This is a genomic window from Microcoleus sp. B3-D2, from assembly GCF_036705345.1.
Taxonomy (GTDB): Bacteria; Cyanobacteriota; Cyanobacteriia; order Cyanobacteriales; family Microcoleaceae; genus Microcoleus.
In genome coordinates, this window is the sequence record NZ_JAUBUG010000037.1 from 40,981 (window position 1) to 61,100 (window position 20,120).

The window sequence follows — 20,120 nt, forward strand, 5'->3', positions numbered from 1 at the left end:
GCAATCCTAAATCATTCAGATAAATTTGTAGGGGTAGTGCCCCCGTGCCTACCCCTATCTATCGGGGCAACCACGGGGGGATTGCCCCTACAATAATTACGCAAATCATTTAGGATTGCTATATCTATTTACTTCTGCTTTATCTAAAAAACTCCTCTTTGTCAAGATGATTGAAACATTTATTCATCAATAATCTCACCCAGCTACAAGTGCCATTGTTCATCCCCGCTCATCGAGCTAAGAGGTTCCCAGACCCTCGCAACTATATGACTTTTATGAAAAATAATCAATGAATTTATGAGTTGTTGCACCCTTAACATGAAGTTATAATCTTAGATAAGATCGAATATAAAACTAACATCAAGTAACACAACATAGGTGAATCAACATATGAAAACCATGCAAAGTGTTCAGTACAACCTAGCTCTCTACATCGTCGGTGGCATCGTCTTCATCATCGCCGCCTTAATTTTAAGACCTTTTGCCCTCGTCGGCGCAGGGGAACGCGGCGTCATGATGCGCTTCGGCAAAGTTCAAGACGCGATATTAGATGAAGGCATCCACCCGATTCTACCGATCGTCACCTCTGTAAAAACTCTCAGCGTGCGGGTACAAAAAACAGATTTGAAAGCAGATGCAGCATCCAAAGATTTGCAAAGCATTACTACAGATTTGGCAGTCAACTGGAATGTTGACCCTGCAAAAGTAAATCAAGTTTTCCAACAAGTGGGAGACGAAGAACAAATTGTTACCAGCATTCTGAGTCCGGCAATTTCGGAAGTTCTCAAAGCAGCAACTTCTAAAAAAACCGCCGAAGAAATAATCACTAAGCGCACGGAACTAAAAAACGAAATAGACAACAGCCTCAAAAAGCGCTTGGAACCTTACGGGGTCATTGTCAGAGATGTTTCGTTAATAAATTTTGGCTTTTCTCCAGAATTTAGCAAAGCCATCGAAGCTAAACAAATAGCAGAACAAGAAGCTAAACAGGCAGAATTTACAGTTAAAAAAGCAACCCAAGACGCTCAAGCCCAAATAAACCGCGCTAAAGGTCAGGCAGAAGCTCAACGCTTGCAGCGACAAACTTTAACAGCCGAAATTTTGCAGCAGCAAGCAATTGAAAAATGGAACGGCCAGTTTCCGACAGTAATGGGAGGAGGCGGAACTTTGCCATTAATTAATATTGCGCCGCCGAGTTCTCAAGCTGCAACTCCTGCTAAATAAGCTGCTGCATATCGTGATGGCCAGGGCGTGGGGAGAGAGTCTGAGGGGGAGAGAGTCTGAGGGGGAGAAGAATTGAGGGTTTTGCACTGCGGAAGTGAAGACGTGCTTTTTTAAATGCCCAACAGCAAGGGTAGAAAATACAACTAACCACTAAGGTGAAATCCCGCTTACTTAAATGCGGAGATAGAATTTACGTTGCGCGAGTCGTGAAAAACGTTAGAGTAAGAAACAATTCGGAAATTGTAAAGGTTTGCTTGAAAGTTCGGCTGATGGGAGATCGGGAGAACCAGTCAATTTCTAATTTAGGTGGAGTGGGGGGTGTAGGCGATCGCCATACTGCGTCAGAAGCCCTGTGGCTGCGCGATCGAGCCTTGGCTGCTACTAGCAGCGGCATTGTGATTGCTGACGCCAAGGCACCCGACTGTCCGATAATTTATTGCAATCCGGCCTTTGAACGGATGACGGGTTACTGCGCCCGTGAAATCTTGGGGCGTAATTGCCGATTTTTGCAAGGCCCGGATACCGATCGAACTACTGTAGCGAAGATCCGCGACGCCTTGCGCCAAGGTCTAGAAATCCAGACACCAATCAAAAATTACCGCAAAGACGGCACTCCATTTTGGGCCAAATTATCGCTATCTCCCGTGCGAGACGACAACGCTAATTTGACTCACTTTGTAGGAGTTCAATCTGACTTGTCGGAACCAATCTGTGAAGTGCAGCAAGCATTGCAGCAAGCTAACGACCAACTGCAAACGATTTTGGAAGCAGTTCCGGGAACAGTATCTTGGATTAGCTCGGATTTGCGATATTTGGGGGTTAACCAGCACTTAGCCAAACTGCATGGTTTGCGGCCGTCGGCTTTTGTCGGTCAAGATATTGGTTTTCTGGGCGCTAGCTCGGATTTTAACTCTTTTGTGGTGGAGTTTTTTGCCGGCGACGCTACGGAAGCGGTTAAAGAACTCAACGTTAAGCTACAAACCGACGGGGGAGAGTCCGAGGGATACTATTTGATTGTGGCTCAAAAGTACGATCGCGGCAAAGCAGCTTGTCTGGTAGGGATTGACATTACCGAGCGCAAGCGGGCAGAAGAAGCTCTGGTTTTGACTCGCAAGGCGGTGGAAAGTTCGAGTGACGCGATCGGCATCAGCGATGCGAACGGCACTCACATTTATCAAAATCAAGCGTTTTCTCAGCTATTTGAATGGGACACCGCAGAGGAATGTAAACTAGCCGGAGGTATATCGGCAGTTTTTGCTGACCCCGCAGTCGCCCGGGAGGTACTCGACACGATCGCCCAGGGTTATTCTTGGTTTGGTGAAATTACCAAGCGCACTAAAAGCGGTAAAACTTTGCAAGTGTTGCTGCGGGCAGATGCTATTAAAGACCGCACGGGGAAAATTGTCGGTCTGATTTACATGAATACCGATATTACCGACCAAAAGCGCACGGAACAAGAGCTGCGGCAAAGCGAGAAGCGCTTTCGATCGTTGATTGAAAATGCTAGAGACATTATTGTGATTCTCGACGAGAAAGGCTTTTGCCGCTATGTATCTCCTTCTCTAGAGCGGATTTTGGGCTACCCGACGGCGGAAGTCCTCGGCCGATCTATATTTGACTTGATTCACCCTGACGAATTGCTGATAGTGGATCAAGTGTTCAAAGGTGTCATGCAAATGCCGAGAGTTAGCCAGGGAATGGCGGAATACCGAGTGCAGCACAAGGACGGTTCCTGGTGCGTGTTGGAAGCGGTGGCGACGAATTTGCTCAACGAACCTTCGGTGCGGGGAATTGTGGTCAACTGTCACGACGTGACTGAGCGCAAGATGGCTGAAGAACAATTGTTGCACGATGCTTTGCACGATGCGCTGACAGAGTTGCCGAACCGTGCTTTGTTGACTGACAGGTTGGGGCAAGCTTTTGCCCGCGCCCAACGGCATCCGAGCTATCAGTTTGCGGTGCTGTTTCTGGATTTGGACAGGTTTAAGGTGATTAATGACAGTCAGGGACACCGCACGGGCGATCGCCTGTTGGTGGCTGTGGCCCGCCGTCTCTTGACTTGTTTGCGGCCGGGCGATACGGTGGCTCGTCTGGGGGGAGATGAGTTTGTGATTTTGCTGGATGAAATTCACGGTGTTGATGAGGCGATCGCCCAAGCAAAGGAAATTCTCAAAACGATCGAACGACCGCTTTATTTGGAAGGTAATAAAGTTTTAATTACTGCTAGCATCGGCATTGCCTTAAGTACCGACAAATATCAGTGGCCGGGAGATATTTTGCGCGATGCTGATATTGCGATGTACCGGGCCAAAGCTCTCGGTAAAGCTCGCTACGAAGTTTTTACCAGTGCGATGCACACTCGGGCTGTGGCTTTGATGCACTTGGAACACGATTTGCGGGAGTCGGTTGAAGAACTAAATTTCAAATATCCCATAGTGGATTTCGCCTGTGGGACGGCGGCGGAAAACTCGCCGATGAGTGAAATCGATCGGAGATTGGATCGTCCGAAGTCGCCATTGACTACTTTAAAATTGGAATGTCCTTTTACTGTTTATTATCAGCCGATCGTTTGTTTAAAAAGCGGATCGGTTATCGGATTTGAGGCGCTGGTGCGCTGGCTGCACCCAGAAAGGGGTTTAGTTTCCCCGATGGAATTTATTGCGATGGCGGAGGAAACAGGGTTAATTACGCCTTTGGGTTTGTGGGTTTTGAACGAAAGCTGCCGCCAAATTATTAAGTGGCAGAGTTTGAATTTACCTGTGGGAAATTTGCCGCTGACAGTTGCAGTAAATCTTTCGGGGAGGCAGTTTGCGGAACCCGAGTCAATCGAGCAAATTAAGCAAGTTTTGCTGGAAACAGGTGTTGACGCTCGCTGTTTGAAGTTGGAGATTACTGAGAGTGTGGTGATGGAAGATGGAGAAGCGGCGGCGGCGATGCTTTCGCATTTGAGAGACTTGGGTATCGGGCTGTGTATTGATGATTTCGGCACTGGTTATTCGTCTCTGAGTTATTTGCACAAGTTCCCGATTAATATTTTGAAGGTCGATCGCTCTTTTGTTTCCCGCATCGGGGAAAGGGGCGAAAATTTGGAAATCGTGCGGGCGATCGTCATGCTGGCCCGCAGTTTGGGGATGGAGGTAGTAGCAGAAGGGGTCGAAACCGCCACCCAATTGGCTCAAATGCGGGCGATCGGCTGCGAGTACGGTCAGGGATACTTTTTCTCTAAACCTCTCGACAGTGAGGCAGCTACAGCCTTGTTGAGGCGATCGCCCAAATGGTGAACTGAACCAAATATTTAACCGGGTCAAATTGCTTGATTGTCAATAAGGGCGATCGATTTTTTGGTACTCAATGCCTTGAGTGTTAAAATTAAAATTGAGTATAATAGCAAACTATCGAGATAGGTAAAAATATATGTCTCAATCTGTTGTGCCAGCAGTCGAAGAAAAACAGCTCGATACTTCGCCGACATTAACTTTTGAAGAGTACAGAGTTTATCAAAGCAATGACGATGTAAAATACGAATTGTACAAAGGCAAATTAATGCCGATGGCAACGGCTAGCGCATTACATACAAGCATCTGCGAATTTTTGGTTTACAAATTGCAGCGTTACTTAGCTGAACACAATCTCGATTTAGTCGTCAAAACTTCTGTAGGAGTGAGAACCGAAGAGGCGACATCTCGCATTCCCGATGTAGTTGTTTGCACAGAAAGTTTGTGGCAACAAGCTCTTGCTAGACGTGGTTCGGGAATACTTGACTTTGATGAAACGCCGTTATTAGTAATAGAAGTAGTTAGCCAAGATCGGCGGGCAGACTATATAACTAAACGAGGAGAGTACCAACTAGCTAACGTACCGGAATATGTGATTGTTGATCCAACAGAAAACAGACAACGGGTGCGAGTTATGGCATTTCTCGAAGGTGATGACATTTATACAGAGGTAAATTACTTGCCGGGTGATGAAATGGAATCTGTAGTATTTCCCAATTTGAGATTATCAGTCAATGAAATTTTAGATCCGCCATTGGTGGAAGGGTTAATTAAGGCAGAACAAGCTCAATTGCAGCAACTACAAACAGTCGAACAACGCGCGGAAAGGTTGGCGGCGAGGTTACGGGAATTGGGCGTAGATCCTGATGGTGTGTAGGAAATTGGATGAAGTACGTGAAGCGAAGCTATCCCGAAGGGAATCGTCCTTGACGTATCTCAATCATCTAGCGACAAGTCGCGCAGGAAATAAAAGCGATCGCTTTGCCAATTGTCTCCTTTTATTCGCCCTAAGTAACCCGTCAGTGGTGAAGAAAGTTCTATAGTCAAATCCTTTACTGATTCGTTTGTCAGCTTAGAATCATTGGCGGCAAATCTAGCATTGTATTGAACTTTAATCTCAACAACCGTTGGAAAGTCGCTATCTGAGCAAAGTTGTTTCACTGCTTGTATGATTTGCGATCGCACTTTAAGCTTTTCCCGCACCTCGTCAATATAGCGATTAACCTTAGCATCGGCTTCCTCACCAAACGGCTGTTGTTCCAAAAAAGGTTTTAACTGTAATAAATCGATGGAACCTGGTTGCTTAGCTTTCAATTCAACTAATCTTTGCAATGTTTCAGGGCGAATTACATTCATTTTACTACCAATAGCTGCTTGATTAGCTGGATTAGTTAAAGGCCCAGCCGCCAAAATAATTTTAACCGATCGATCGAACCTATCTTGACCCAAGTGAGTCAAGCCTAAATGAACCAATTGAGCGGTGACACTATTAGGTACACTTTCATGTTTGCTAGCTTTGCACTCTCCCGCTACTGGATATGGAGTCTCGCAATAAAAGTCTAAACCACCAGCGCCGCCTGTTGATTCTGGATTGAGACTAGCTTTCGGATTGGTGTTAGAATTGGCAAAACCTAGCTTGACAAAACTTTGGCGGACTAACTTTTCAAATGTATTACCATCGCTAGAGTTGCCAATTTGTGCGATCGCACTTATCCATGCTAAATCTCGGTCTGGTTTTGCTGTTGGTGAATTTTCAGACCAACCTAGAAATATTTTGATATCATCGTTGAGCTGATTGGCAGCTAAGTTGCTACTACCAATTTGCTCAACTTGCAACTGCAAAGCTTCTAAATATTTGTAAGGATAGACTTCTCCAGCCACCAAGAGAGCTTTACGTTTATAAAAACTAGCTTCAGAAATCACCGGAGTATCACTCTCGCTGTTCATTGCCATCACATCGTCACGCTGCGGCCAATAGAATGCTCCTGACTCTGTTTGCCCATTGACTATGCAAGGATTAGACAGGCGATAAACTCGTAAAATCAATAGCTTGAGAACTTGGTATTGTTCAAAAATATGTTCCAAAGCTTCCAATTTCCAAACGGTTGAATTTGCAATCTTCTCTAGAAGGTACTTTTGCTCTGGATTAATCCGCCAATGATATTCACAACGCGCCCATACTTTAATCTGAATAGGATATGTTTGAAGTTCAGCAAATGCACTTTCAGCCTTCGTCAAATATTGAGTCTGATAGTATTGAGCGAGGCTAAGATTATCAGGAAGGTGTTGACTGGGATAGAGCCACAGTACCTCACCTTCTCTGATATTTTGCCTGAATGGTACAGCAATTAGCCTGCCTAATGTTAGCAGGTCAACATCACAAGCTGGTAATTGAATACCCTTAATGATTCCAAGATTCATATTAAGTAGGAGCGCTTAGAATTTCACAAAGTAGTGGATTTTTAGCAGCCAGGTTTAATTCTTGAACGAAGTCAATCACTTCCTGCTTAGTAAACCCGTAGTTCTCAGCCTCCTCGTAAATTTGATGAAGTGCTGCTAAAGGCTTGATCTCATCCTTCTTTAGAACAACAACTTCACCTCCTTGTTCCTGTACAAGTTTTTCTTCAAGCTGTTTGCCTTTCTTCCAACTGAGGGGAACGGGTGTTGAGCGGACTAAGCAACCACGAGTAATGTTATGTTTGGCATATTTCAACAGTCGTTGCATTACTGCATTGAATGTCATGCCCGTCAAAGTTTCGGAAACTCTGACTCCAATTCTTACTGTTTTTTGTTGAAGAGAATCGTGGCCCTCAATAATCAAATGTAGATCGTGACCTGCCTGATTAATATGTGTAACCGAAGTAATTATTACATTTTCTGTTCCACATTTAGGAATCATTGCCATTGTAGAGGCAATAATAGCAGCTAACTGGTCATCGTTTTGTTCGGGGACTGAAACTCGATTCAATAGTTCAGAATAAGAATCCAGAAACTCTTGCTGTTTATTGTTGCTCTGGTCTCTCGTTGAAGTTCCTGGATCTACAATTTCCACTGAATCAAATTGTTCAGCACACCATTTCATCAAGTCTCGCACACCAGCAGCTTTACTTGCAATACCTCTGATTTGATTAGCATCAAAAGGATATAAATTAGGGTAATCATCAGAATTTAGATTATTTTTGCTGTGAAACCAAGCTAGCCTCAATTTAACAAGCTCTAACATCTGATCAGAAGTAGGTGGGTTTGTAGCTACAGACCTTTGTCCTACACGATCGGGTATGCCACTTCCCATTTGTTCAATTTCCTTCCAGGTGTCGCTAATAACGCAACAGAGGAGAAGTACATTGCTACATTGAAAGTAAATTCTATCTATGCAGCTAGCTACTATTTGAGCAGCGCTATCTCCGCAGTCATTACCGACACTAACTTGGTCTAGTTGATCGAAACAAATCAATACGGGTCGTGATGAAACTCCAGCAAGCTTACATATCTGCTCTATGAACCAAATAGACTTTGCATCTTGTTCTTGCTGCGAAAACTCTGGTAAACCCCTTTGCTTGGTTTCAGGATGATCTATACCTTGAATCCAAGCCATACCAACTTGAGCGATTGGAGCCGATCTAAATATGAGAAATAAAACGGCTTTCAAAAAATTAAAGTCAAGGTCATGTTGAGATTCTAAGATTGCTTCGATTACCTCATCAATAAATTCATATCTTTGAGGTTGGTTGAGATTTTGAATGAGGTATTTCCTTAATTCTTCAGGATGATGGCATTTTTCAAGATAGGGCTGGTATTTTTCTTCAAATTCTGTTCCCTTAAGAGTCGCAATCATAGACGCAGCAAGTTGCTGCCATTGCGTTACTCCTCTGACATCTTGGTGCTTAAAGCTGAGTGAAAGATGGAACCGCACATGGGAGTCAATTCGACTAGCGTTAGTAAATTGAGGAATGTAGGCAAATACAGAGCCACCGTCGCGCTCAATAGTTTTCCATATCCGGTGGATTGTATGACTTTTGCCTGTGCCTCTATCACCTCTGACTGCAATCCCGATTTTATCAGAATACTTTTGGCGGACTTCAGAAATTGCTTTATAGATTGTTTGGTCAACCTGTTGGTTGAGGTCAGGGAGATCAGTTACGACTTCACCCCAAACCTCATCCGCGCTTACGATGGGTTTCAATTTGAAAGGATTCGGCTGTTGCTTGCGTGCTTCTTCAAACGGTGTATACGGATCAGTCATTGTTTTCTGCCTCAATCTCAAGATGGTTTGCTAGCGAAAAATAAAAGACCTCTTATGTCATCGCTGATCGAGTCTTGCTTTTGTTCATCAGTTGCTCCACGAGCCTCTCCACTTTGGAGATAAAATAAACGATCGGCCTGCATCTGCATAATCAAGTCTTTGAAATTCTCCCGGCTAACCCGTTCCCCTAGCTCACGGCGCAGATGCCAAATAGGTACAAGTCCGCTGTAGTTGTAGCCTTTGTCCAATTTCTCAAATAGGGCAAGGGCTTGGGACTTAAAATCGTCATAGGATGCGATCGTCCCTACATCCGCCTTCCCCTTCTCAACCGCAACACTCGCCGCACCATCCTGATGGCGAATCCACTTCAACAAAGAATTTCCCAGCCGAGTACCAATTTGAGAACCATCAAACTCAAACAAAGAATCCCGACTTTTGAGCCCCTGCGCTAAAACTTCTTTCCCCTTAGCGCTCAATTCCACCAGCGTCACCCGATTTACCAGCGAATACTCGATCGCCCCAGTCGCCTGCAACTCGCCGAGCACTTCCACATATCTCTGACTCGTCTCATTAGTCCGCACAATCCGCTTAGTCAAATCCCCCTTTTTCACCTTCATTCTCCCGCCGCCCAAATCCCACAAATTCAGCAGTACCCGAACTTTTGCCTTCGCATCCCACACCGCTTGCTCTTCCGGTGTCAAAGTGTTAGACACCGGAATTTCATCATTCTCAGACATATTCAGACCTTTAAATACTTGTTCTTAGTATCAAATTTTATCATAAATCTTGCTGCCAAACCTCTCCGCTTTTCCGTAAAATCCCGCGCGAGGCTGTACGCAACTTCGACCAATTTCATTTCAAAATAATTGTGATTGACTAAAAGGAAATCGTTTGATAGAATACGTAATCTAACGAGCGATCGCACTTCAAATTCTCCACAGCAAATGCGATCGAACAATCTGAAGCACAGCCCGCTTTCCTCTAGCAAACTCAACAAATCTAGCGATCCCAACCGCAGCTAACAACCTGCAACCCAGCTTAACTGCGACTTTAGTTCAATGCCAGGTTCAGCCTTTAGAAAGACGAATTCAACCTCAACCTCTTGTTACATTGCAATAGCAATCAAAAAATTGAACAACATTTTACCGATGAAAAATATTCCCGACCAAATTTCCGACATCAAAGAAAAACTTCCCGATTTGACTCCCACCCCTCCTGGTTTAAAAGCTCAAGCATCTAGCCACGACCTCAAAGCCCGTTTAGATTGGGGCGAACCCGGACTCACAATCATCGACGCTCGTGATTTTGAAAGCTTCACCAAAAGCCACATTACCGGCGCGGTAATGATGCCAATGGACGAATTAGTAGCTCGAGCACAATCGAGTTTAGAACCCATCCGCGATATCTACATCTACGGCGAAAACGACCAACAAACCGCCGAAGCTGCCAATCTTCTCCGCGCAGCAGGCTTTCAAAAAGTAGCCGAACTAAAAGGCGGAATTCCTGCTTGGAAAGCCATTGACGGCCCCATGGACGGCTCTGGCGAACACGATACTCCCGGCCCCGACGCCTACAACGTTTTTTCTCGCTTGCAACACCACGCCGAAGCTCAGAAAACGAACAAATAACCTCAGATTGGCGGCAGGAGTCGCCCACAGAATCTGACACTTAATAAACCCGGTATCGCAAAAGTTACCGGGTTTTTCAATCAGAACTTATACCCCAATACGCTTGGGTTAAAACTGTTTATTCCCCGGAGATCCCCCTAAATCCCCCTTAAGAAGGGGGACTTTGAGTAACTTCTTGTCCCCCCCTTCGTAGGGGCGGTGCCTCCGTGCCCGCCCTTGGCTAGGGGGGATCGGGCTTAACTGAACCATATTGACTTATACCAAATCCTGCCTCAATTTTCTTAGTCTCTTACAGAGTGACTTCCTTTGTATAGCCTCGGTTTCAACCGCCGACTTTTAACTTCCTGCCATCCAAATATGCCTTAACTTCCCCAAACATTAGGCGGTTTGCATCAAAAGTAATCCGTTTAACTGCTTCCTCAAAAGGAAGCCAAGCAGAATTTTGAATTTCCTCCTCTTGCAAAACAACTTCCACCGAATTGACAAAACCTAAAAAATAAGTGACAGTCTTTTCAATCGGCTCCCCATCCTTAACAAAAGAATAGTGTTCCGTAAAACTCGGCTCATCCAGCATTTCAAAATCCGATATACCTGTTTCCTCCTCAAATTCCCGCCTTGCAGTTTCCGCAGGAGATTCCCCGGGGTTCGCGTGACCTTTCGGAAACGCCCAATGTCCCGCTTGATGTTGAATCAACAAAAACAAAGCATCAGCTTCCTTTCCACAAATCGGCACAATTCCAAAACATTCATCTTTCATTTTTCTGATATTTCCTATTAACTATTATGTTTTTTTAGTCCGCCTAAGCGAACTTAATTTGGAGAGATGCAGTTTCATATCAAATCCGTTAGCATCGGAATAGTAAATTCGAGTTCACTGTTGACGGTTGACGGTTGACTGTTGACGCCGTGAACAGTCAACCGTCAACCGTCAACATCATTCCGGTGTAACCGGAAATGATATCAATCGCCGAGTCTCTGAAATTCCCACCCTAACCGAGTCTGCTGTTCGTAAACCCGCTTCAAAGTATTAACATCCCTGGCTGAAATAGGCGGAGGATTTCTCACCTGAGAAAAATAAAGCACATCAGTTTCCATCAAACTGTGACCCCAAATTCCCAAAGCGTGACCCAACTCGTGCCGCGCCGTCGCCGGAATATACTTACCCACTTGATTCGGATTCAAATAAACCGAAAACCGATGAGATAACACAGTTTTATCCCCATCCCGACGGGCGTACAATTCATAGGTAGCCTCTCCAGAGCGCGATCGCAAAACCCCTTGACGCAAAGGCGGAGCCCGACGTAAAATCCTAATATCAGCCACCTCCGAACTATCCACCACTTCCAAAGGCAAATAAACCCCCCATTCCCGCACCACATCCAACACAGCCGCTACCCATTCTTCAGACTTATTAGCATCAACTGGACGCTCCACATAAACCTGAATCGGAAACTTAGACCACAACAAATGACCGAAATTCGGTGGCTTAACCTGGTCAAAATAATCACCACTATTTGTGGAATCTCGCCAATTTGCTAGCGTTGGCGGCAAAGGGTGAACCTGTGGATTCGGCAAACTATTCGGGAGAGAAGAAAGAGTCGCCGCCGGAGTATTAACCTGAGTAAAAATTATGAAGCTAAAACAACATAAAGCCAATCCCAAACCAGACAGCAATCGAGGTTTTACTGTCACTTTCCACAACCGCATTTTTCTGACTGCACTTAAATTTCATTTTTAGGGCGGGCTAGAAGCCCACCCCACAATAATTTATTTATGTGGCACGGGCGTCTCGCCCGTGAGCTATCTGCGGTTAAAAATCCAAATCTTATAACTTAGGCGCCAACCAACCAGCACTCAAAATCACAGTCAAACCCATAAAAACAATAGACAGACCCCAAGTAATCCGGTTCAGACTCGTTTCTGCACTCTTGGCGCTGGTAAACAATTGAGCTTGTCCGCCAATCCCTCCAATACCATCGCCTTTAGGACTGTGCAGCAACACAAAAATCACAAGTCCTAAAGCAGACAAAGACCAGATAACTTGTAACACAGAAACAATATTCATAATCTGGAGTAATTGGTAATTAGTAATCGGTAATTTATTATCCTATCAAATTCGGTCGATCGCACACAATTTATGCAGAGACACTCCCAGAGCCCAAGGCGTGTCAACTTAACGTCAAACCCGCAGTCCGGGAGGGAATGAATTCCCTGCCTCAAAGCGAAAGTCCTCTTAAGAGGACTGAAAAGAAGAATTTTTGCTACTGCTGAATCCAAGTATGATTTTGCCTGATGGGGTAATTCTAAGTGCTTACCCTGTCAGCGGTGGGGCAACCACGGGGGATTGCCCCTACAAATTTCCTACCCCAATTCAGCAACGCCGAATTTTTAAACTCATTAGTCCTCTTGAGAGGACTTTCGCTATTAGACAGGGAATTCATTCCCTGGCGGACTACCGGATGGGCGGGAGGACTGGGCGGATGACAGCTTAAGTTGACACCAATGCACGGCGCCTTTGTCCCTACTACAATCGAACTCGCACCGGAGTGCGATTGGCACGAACTTCAAACTCAGCCGATCGAATCATAGAACGTCCCGTCATCTCCGGGGGCTGAGGCAACCTCAACAGCTCCAGAATCGTCGGCGCAATATCCGCCAAACAACCATCCGTCCTCAGAGGAACATCCGTTCCGTGACCCGGAATCTTCCGACCTTCGCCTTCTACCAGAATAAACGGCACCGGGTTAGTAGTGTGAGCCGTCCAGGGATTCCCGTCCTCATCAAACATCTGTTCAGCATTTCCGTGGTCAGCAATAATAATTGCCGTTCCCCCAGCTTTACTAATGGCGCTCAACAGCCGCCCCAAACATTTATCCACAGTTTCGCACGCAATTATCGTCGCATCCATCATCCCCGTATGACCAACCATATCCGGGTTAGCGTAGTTAATCACCATAAACGAATAGATGCCTTTTTCCAAAGCCGTCACCACCCCATCCGTCACCAAGTCTGCCGACATCTGGGGCGCCTCATCGTAAGTCGCCACCATCGGGCTCTGCACCAACTCCCGGTGTTCTCCTAAAAAAGGCTCTTCCAGACCCCCATTAAAAAAATAAGTCACATGAGCGTACTTTTCAGTTTCCGCCGTCCGCAACTGCTGCAAACCGTGCTTAGAAATCACCTCGCCCAGAATATTGTTCAAATTCTGCGGTTCAAAAGCCACCATTACCGACAGTTTCGGATCGTACTGAGTAAAAGTCGCAAACGCCAGGGACTCAATTAACTTCCGTTCAAACCCCTTAAAATCCGGTGCCACAAAAGCCTGAGTCAATTCTCTCGCCCTGTCCGGGCGAAAATTAAAGAAAATTACCCCATCCCCGGATGCCACCGCCCCCGGAGAAATCCGAGTCGGAACAGCAAACTCGTCGGTCACTCCTTCAGCATAGGAGCCCTGCAACACATCCACAGCCGATCGACCGTCAGGAGCACCCTCAGTCGTCATCACCTCGTAAGCGCGCTGCACCCGATCCCAGCGCTTATCCCTATCCATCGCGTAGTAGCGGCCGCTGATGGTCGCAATCCGACCGACCCCTACCTCTGCGATATAACTTTCAATCTTGCCTAGAGCTTCGACACCCTCTTTCGGAGTAGTATCACGACCGTCTGTAATCGCGTGAATGCACACCTCAGAAATTCCCTGTGCTTTTGCTAATAGCAGCAAACCCTTAATATGACTGAGATGGGAATGAACCCCACCTTCCGAACAAAGACCAGTCAGGTGCAACTTGCCGCCCGTGGCGCGGACTTTCTGGCAAAGCTCCACCAGCGCCCGGTTGTTGAGCAAAGAACCATCTTCCACTGCATCCGAGATCCGCACCAACTCTTGAGGAACCACGCGGCCCGCGCCCAGATTCAAGTGACCGACCTCTGAGTTACCCATTTGCCCGTCTGGCAGCCCTACCGCCCGACCCGATGTGTGAATCAGAGTTCTGGGATAAGCGGCCCAGAGACTGTCCATCACGGGTGTTTTTGCTGCGGCGATCGCATTTCCGTCTTGTTCTTCACGATAACCCCAGCCGTCTAGAATAATCAGCACTACAGGAGATACAGACGCTTGTGCCATGTGAATACCTTATTTACAATAATTAATTTCTCGATTTTCATGATTTCCGATTTTGCGGAACATCTTCCGCTCATCAGTTTACATATTTTCTCGGCTCCGGCTGAACACAGCCCACCAAAATTCCCTTAACCACAGCATTTTGGGAACGCATTTCGACCTGCTTTGGGAATGGTTTAATTGATGGCCTTGCCCTGTACTGTGAATGCACAGTCGGAGACTGTTACCGATCTCACCAACAGCGACCCTGCTTTTGCCGCCGCATTTTCACGAATTGTTCAACGGTAGGTTGCTATTGAAACACTAAGAAGAGTACCACAGATGGCGGACTTTTACTACTGCCTCAAGAAATAGATTAAATAGCTTTGACTGGGCTGGGAATAACTTTAAACGAGTTGAGCAAAAATCCGTTTCCGAATCGGCTCACTGTCAGCGAACATAAAATTCTACAACATCTTTTTTAATTTTGACATCGTAATTGCCAAAGAAATCGTGACCGAGCAGACCTATTGGCATTTGTTTGGCGATCGCCACTTCGACATTTTGGATCACAGCACCCCCAACCCGGATCGATCGCACCAGACCGATCGGGAACTCGACAACGCTACCGTCAGCGATCCCCGCTCTCACGGTACGCACCGGCCTCACTCCCAGTGCAGTAGCCATCCGCTGAGAAATCAAAGTGCCGCTCGCCCCGGTATCGAGAATCATCTCAAAAGTCTTGTTGCCGTTAAATACCACATCAATTACCGGCGTCCCGCCTGCGCGACGCTTGATTTTAGCTTGAAATACCTGTGGATTCCCCCGTGGCTTAGGCGGTTGATTTGCTGGGGGTTTGGCACCAGGATTGGATGGGTTCCAAAACTGAGAGTACAATTTGCCAGTTGCGAATCCCGATCCCGTTATAGTGCGATTCCCTTCGGGATAGCTCCGCTTCACGAGCGGCTGGGAATTCACATCCGACACCAATGTCATCACCTGGGTTTCTGGCTGATGTGAATCAGAATGCACCTCGCACCCCACCGAGCCCAGACCAACCAAAACGGTCGCAAAAACAAAGCCCGATCGCCAAATTCGCTTGAGAATCACTTTTGCCATGATCTAAATACCTTGATTGATTCAATATTTCCCACAACGACCGCCATTGATATCCTAACTTGCTCGCCCAAAACCTAGCGCCCGAAGAGCCCGATGAGATCATGAGGAAAACTTGGCAATTTTCAAGCGATCGCATAACATCGAACACAGATAAACTTATAAACGGCAACAGGCTGTAATTGCAGAGCCTTGTTGGAGATCTTGAAATTAAGCAGTTAGGGGCGATCGGCAATGTACAAACTTTTATATTTGGCGACTATAGGACTACTAGCTTTCTCGATCGCAGGCTGCGGTGGCGAGGGCAGCAACACAGCCAGCCCCAGCCCCAGCCCCAGTGCAGCCTCTCCATCTCCGGCCGCCTCTGCCAGCCCCACCCCAGGAACTCAGACTTTCCAGTCTCCAATAGTAGCCGCCCAGCCTCCAGGGTTAATTCGATCGACCAACCCAGAGGAACGAGCGAGACAGGCTCAAACAAATATCGGCGACAAAAAGGACAGGAATCCCACGCTTCCGCTTCAGCCGGTGGCCCAAGGCCCTGTGACAGCGAATCCCTCTCAGTTAGACCCCTTTGGGCCGCTGCCGCCGATCGCATTACAAATCCCTGCAGGAGCTAACGGAGCGGGTGGGATTAGCTCAGAACTCCCCAAACTGCCACAGCGAGAAGTAGCCGTGCTACCCGAGCTTCCCGAGTTATTGGCTCCCCCCCCACTTAACAGGCCTAATCAGACGGTTACTATCCCCAGGCCACCCACAGCCGGTCGAGGGGGCACTCAGCAACTACGAGGTCGATCGGAAGGCCCTTTACTTCCCGGAGGTGAGGGGGGGCAAATTGGCTCGCCGCCCCAAGTTCCAGGGCTAACTGCTCCTCAGTTAGGTGGCGGTGGCAGAAATGGTTCCTTACCCGGAGGCACGGGGGGACAAATTGGCTTGCCGCCCCAAGTTCCGGGGTTCGCTCCTCCTCGGTTAGGTGGCGGTGGCACAAATGGTTCCTTACCCGGAGGCACGGGGGGACAAATTGGCTTGCCGCCCCAAGTTCCGGGGCTCGCTCCTCCTCAGTTAGGTCGTACTCGTACATCCCCGCCGGGACTCGAACCCATTGCAGCTAGACCCATAGGAGTGCCGGATCTGCCGGAACTGCCCGTAGACAAGCGCCCGCCCCAATGGAGAGACCCCAATGCCAGGGCAAGAAGAGTTACTGGCACCCGTCCTCCTGCAACTGGGCCAATAGCAGTTAGACCCCAAGGTGCGCCGAATCCGCAGCCTCGCCAGCCTCGCCGTGCGGGTCCCCCGCGCCCGCCCCAGCCAATAGCAGCTAGGCCTATAGGAGTGCCGGATCTGCCGGAACTGCCAGTAGACAAGCGCCCGCCCCAGTGGGTAGACCCAAATCCCCCGCCTCCTCCCGTGATCCCAGTAGTTCCGGCACCGCCGCCACCGCCTTCTACTGACCTTGCTACAGGCACTGAAGTCAGCGGGGTGGTAAAAGTCGGGAACGAGACGCAAGTGATTGTCAAAGTACCGAATGAACCAACCAGCCGATATGTCAAAGTCGGGCAGCGGCTGTCTAACGGGCAAGTGTTGGTGAAGCGGGTCGATCTCAAGCAAGGAGCAGATCCGATCGTGATTCTGGAGGAAAACGGCGTTGAGGTAGCCAAAGGTGTTGGCGAAAAACCCGCAAGTCGCCAATCACAACCAGCCAATGCAGTTATTAGCCGTCTCCCAAATCCGAATAGCTCAGCGCGACGCTGAAAATTGACAGTAAAGCAGGAAAAATGCTAAAGGCAAAAATTAGAGTTTTTGCCTTTTTGCATTTAGGGCAGATATCGAACCTGAAGGTAAAATTAGTACAGGGATTAAAAAAGAGAGGACTTTTCATTGAGTATTAGCTTCTAGAAAATCCCTATTAGTAATTGAAGTTAAAGGAGATTGATCATGCTCGGTTCAATTCAAAAATTAGGGATGGCGATATTAGTTGCTTCTTGTATCGGCAGCGCCACTAATCTCTTGAATCCGCAGCCATCAATGGCTCAACCAAAACCAGAAGAAGGAAAACGCTCTCCCTTCTGCCAAGGCAACCCTCCTACGGGAAGAGTAAAATGCAATTACGAGGGAGGCGATAACTACGAGGGAAATTTCGTCAACGGCCTACCCGATGGCAGCGGAGTCTACGTGTACGCTAATGGCGATCGCTACGAAGGAAATTTTCGGAAGGGAGTGCCAAATGGTAGAGGGACATTCATTTTTAAAGATGATGCCCGCTACACAGGCGTGTTCCAAGACGGCACAATGAGATCTGGGACGGTCGTTTTTGCCAACGGCGAGCGCTACGTCGGAGAGTTCGCAGTCGTCAGGAACGTTCAGACTGATGCCATTAGCAGCCAACCCTCAGGGCGGGGTCAATTTTTTTATACTAATGGCGATCGCTACGAAGGACAATTTTTTGCAGGTTCGCCCTTTGGCCCGGGGATATTGGTGCGGGTAGACGGCACTCGCTGTTCCGGGAGGTTTTTCAATCAAGAACTTGACGCTAGTGTCTCCTGCACTTTTCCCAACGGTACGCGCTATGAAGGAGAATTGCGAAAGGGAGTGCCTCACGGTGTCGGGACGATGATCGATGCTAGCGGTAGGCGCTTTCCGGGGGTATTTCGCAACGGCAAGCCCGGAGTTTCGTAAAGGATAAATGATTGAGGTTTTAAGCCAACTTTTGACAACAAATGGGACAAAAGACAAAGGACAGAAGAAGATAATATCTAACAGCGCATAGGAGAAAGTTGATTGATGATTTCCCGTTCTTGGATCAGTGGAATTGCTTTATTAGTTGCATCAGTGTTGGGAATTGGTAGTTACGCGACTTATCCCTTGCCCTCAATGGCACAAGGAACAGAAGCTAAAACCGGTCGCTGCGTGCCAGCTATCGCTACAGGTAGAGTTAGGTGCGATTATGACAGCGGTGATAGCTACATCGGACAGTTCGTTAACGGTTTGCCCAGTGGCACTGGGGTATACGTATATTCCAACGGCGATCGCTATGAGGGGCAGTTCCGTCTGGGCAAACCAAATGGTCGAGGACAATTTATATTTAAGGACGACGCCCGCGTGGAGGGCATATTCCGAGATGGCAAAGTTAGTTCCGGGACAGCTATTTTTACTAATGGCGATCGCTATATAGGGTCGTTTTCTCTCGATCAAAAAGTAGGCGTGCCCACGGGACAAGGGCAATTCATTTTTGCTAATGGCGATCGCTTTGTGGGTCAATTTTTAGGGGGCAAGCCTTTAGGTACGGGAGCGTTCACCCGCGCTGACGGCAGTCGGTGTTCGGGACAGTTCTATACTCAAGAACTTGATGGTAGGGGTAACTGTTCGTTCTCGAACGGTATCCGCTATGAGGGAGAGTTACGCAAGGGATTGCCTCACGGTAAGGGCACAATTATCGATACCAGAGGTCGGCGACTTCCGGGAGTATTCCGTGAGGGCCAGCGACTAGAGCAATAAATTGGGAATAAGTGCTATCTGTTAGTAAGGGCAGGTTGAAGGCTAATAATTTTTGCACACAACCTGCCATTGCTAAATTTTAAAGTCACAACTATTGATAATTTATGATCGGCTTTTTCTCAACCGAATTGCTAATGTTAAATATCCACTTAATGGAGTTAATGGAGGCGTTTTAATATGACAACTACTGCTTCTGCTTCCGGCCGCACTGGCCAGTTTCCCTTCGACTTTGCCCCGCAGCGGACTCAAGATGCTGATTTGTTGCGACAACTCAATTTTGTGCCCGGCTTGAAGGAAATATTGGCTTTGCGACAAGTTCATGCTTTGGAACACGCTACGGTTTGGGTACTTGGCCAATCGATTGGTGCGACGACAGCAAGAACCGATAATGAGTTATTGGGCGGGATGTCCACAGACCAAGGGTTTTATCTTTATGGCCACGTCAACATTGTACAGTTGCATCAGGCAGTACGCGAGGCTTTGCAGCGGATTGCAAGCGGAGAGTGGGATTTAGCTGTACATCCCCGCTGTGGCACGAATTTGTCGGTGGCAATGCTGCTAACGGCTGGACTTGCTGTTGGCATCAATTTAGCCCTGCCTCGGGGGCCCATTCTGCAACTTTTAGGTTTGGGTGCAGCGGCGGCGGCTGCGGCTCAGTTAGCTCCTGATGTGGGAGCTCTGGCTCAGCGTTACGTCACAACTGCTATTCCGTTTAATTTGAGTGTTGTTGATATTACTGTAAGTCACGACTTCTGGGGACGCGAAGCTCATTTTGTGCGGGTGCGTTGGGTTGAATAGCTGCTGCGGGAGGAGAAGAGTAGGAGAGGGGGAAAGTTGACAAAATCTTTTTTCTTCCCTCAACTTCGAGGCGTTAAATTCCCTACACGGCTTTGTCGCCGAACTTGCTTCTTCCTTCTTCATCATTTTGAGAGAATCGGTACTATTCAAAAGTTAATTGGGGCGACTTATCAACTTGCTTTTATTCGATAACTGGATACTACATACTAATATCTATATTTTCCATATTTTTATAACTTCATATT

At 47.3% G+C, this 20,120-nt stretch carries 16 protein-coding genes; 8 read left to right on the top strand and 8 right to left on the bottom strand.

What is annotated here, in order from left to right; genetic code table 11:
* Positions 1-390 precede the first annotated feature (390 nt).
* The 3 genes from QUB14_RS15500 (at position 391) to QUB14_RS15510 (ending at position 5,376) form a co-directional block, all read left to right on the top strand.
* Positions 391-1,224 carry a prohibitin family protein gene (locus QUB14_RS15500; RefSeq protein ID WP_333217808.1) on the top strand — a complete coding sequence of 278 codons (834 nt, stop codon included), beginning with the start codon at positions 391-393 and terminating at the stop codon, positions 1,222-1,224.
* Positions 1,225-1,493: 269 nt separating this feature from the next.
* The gene (locus QUB14_RS15505) at positions 1,494-4,505 is read left to right on the top strand and encodes an EAL domain-containing protein (protein WP_333217807.1); all 3,012 of its coding nucleotides are present in this window, start codon (positions 1,494-1,496) and stop codon (positions 4,503-4,505) included.
* A gap of 133 nt (positions 4,506-4,638) precedes the next feature.
* Entirely contained in the window at positions 4,639-5,376 is a 738-nt protein-coding gene (locus QUB14_RS15510) for a Uma2 family endonuclease (RefSeq protein WP_333217806.1), read from the top strand.
* Positions 5,377-5,435: 59 nt separating this feature from the next.
* On the opposite strand, the gene QUB14_RS15515 is transcribed toward QUB14_RS15510, so the two are convergent.
* Genes QUB14_RS15515 through QUB14_RS15525 form a run of 3 tightly spaced genes read right to left on the bottom strand, consistent with a single transcriptional unit; the run spans position 5,436 to position 9,479 of the window.
* On the bottom strand, positions 5,436-6,920 hold the full coding sequence (locus QUB14_RS15515) for a DUF1802 family protein (protein WP_333217805.1): 1,485 nt from the start codon (positions 6,918-6,920) through the stop codon (positions 5,436-5,438).
* A 1-nt stretch (position 6,921) separates the two neighbouring features.
* Positions 6,922-8,742 (bottom strand): hypothetical protein, encoded by a 1,821-nt coding sequence (locus QUB14_RS15520; RefSeq protein ID WP_333217804.1) that lies wholly within the window; start codon positions 8,740-8,742, stop codon positions 6,922-6,924.
* Between the two features lie 17 nt (positions 8,743-8,759).
* Positions 8,760-9,479: a hypothetical protein gene (locus QUB14_RS15525; RefSeq protein ID WP_333217803.1), complete on the bottom strand. Its 720-nt coding sequence runs from the start codon at positions 9,477-9,479 to the stop codon at positions 8,760-8,762.
* A gap of 393 nt (positions 9,480-9,872) precedes the next feature.
* Here QUB14_RS15525 and QUB14_RS15530 point away from each other — a divergent pair, with 393 nt between their 5' ends.
* Positions 9,873-10,370 carry a rhodanese-like domain-containing protein gene (locus QUB14_RS15530; RefSeq protein WP_333217802.1) on the top strand — a complete coding sequence of 166 codons (498 nt, stop codon included), beginning with the start codon at positions 9,873-9,875 and terminating at the stop codon, positions 10,368-10,370.
* Between the two features lie 322 nt (positions 10,371-10,692).
* Here the strand turns inward: QUB14_RS15530 and QUB14_RS15535 are convergent, their stop codons facing one another.
* From QUB14_RS15535 to QUB14_RS15555, 5 genes are all read right to left on the bottom strand, one after another.
* Positions 10,693-11,127, bottom strand: coding sequence for an NUDIX domain-containing protein (locus QUB14_RS15535; protein WP_333217801.1), 435 nt, complete (start codon positions 11,125-11,127; stop codon positions 10,693-10,695).
* Positions 11,128-11,330: 203 nt separating this feature from the next.
* Positions 11,331-12,077, bottom strand: coding sequence for a peptidase (locus QUB14_RS15540; RefSeq protein ID WP_333217800.1), 747 nt, complete (start codon positions 12,075-12,077; stop codon positions 11,331-11,333).
* 118 nt (positions 12,078-12,195) lie between these two features.
* Positions 12,196-12,435 carry a preprotein translocase subunit SecG gene (gene secG / locus QUB14_RS15545; RefSeq protein ID WP_190659521.1) on the bottom strand — a complete coding sequence of 80 codons (240 nt, stop codon included), beginning with the start codon at positions 12,433-12,435 and terminating at the stop codon, positions 12,196-12,198.
* Between the two features lie 459 nt (positions 12,436-12,894).
* A complete protein-coding gene (gene gpmI / locus QUB14_RS15550) occupies positions 12,895-14,493 on the bottom strand; it encodes a 2,3-bisphosphoglycerate-independent phosphoglycerate mutase (protein WP_333217799.1) in 1,599 nt (532 codons plus the stop codon).
* Positions 14,494-14,919: 426 nt separating this feature from the next.
* A complete protein-coding gene (locus QUB14_RS15555) occupies positions 14,920-15,588 on the bottom strand; it encodes a retropepsin-like aspartic protease (protein WP_333217798.1) in 669 nt (222 codons plus the stop codon).
* Positions 15,589-15,819: 231 nt separating this feature from the next.
* Here QUB14_RS15555 and QUB14_RS15560 point away from each other — a divergent pair, with 231 nt between their 5' ends.
* The 4 genes from QUB14_RS15560 to QUB14_RS15575 all read left to right on the top strand — a co-directional run bounded on the left by QUB14_RS15560 (position 15,820) and on the right by QUB14_RS15575 (position 19,875).
* Entirely contained in the window at positions 15,820-17,334 is a 1,515-nt protein-coding gene (locus QUB14_RS15560; RefSeq protein WP_333217797.1) for a hypothetical protein, read from the top strand.
* A 183-nt stretch (positions 17,335-17,517) separates the two neighbouring features.
* Complete coding sequence (locus QUB14_RS15565) at positions 17,518-18,258, top strand: MORN motif-containing protein (protein WP_190739072.1); 741 nt, start codon at positions 17,518-17,520, stop codon at positions 18,256-18,258.
* A 105-nt stretch (positions 18,259-18,363) separates the two neighbouring features.
* Positions 18,364-19,077 (top strand): MORN motif-containing protein, encoded by a 714-nt coding sequence (locus tag QUB14_RS15570; RefSeq protein WP_190659507.1) that lies wholly within the window; start codon positions 18,364-18,366, stop codon positions 19,075-19,077.
* Positions 19,078-19,254: 177 nt separating this feature from the next.
* The gene (locus QUB14_RS15575; protein ID WP_333217796.1) at positions 19,255-19,875 is read left to right on the top strand and encodes a DUF6391 domain-containing protein; all 621 of its coding nucleotides are present in this window, start codon (positions 19,255-19,257) and stop codon (positions 19,873-19,875) included.
* Positions 19,876-20,120 lie beyond the last annotated feature (245 nt).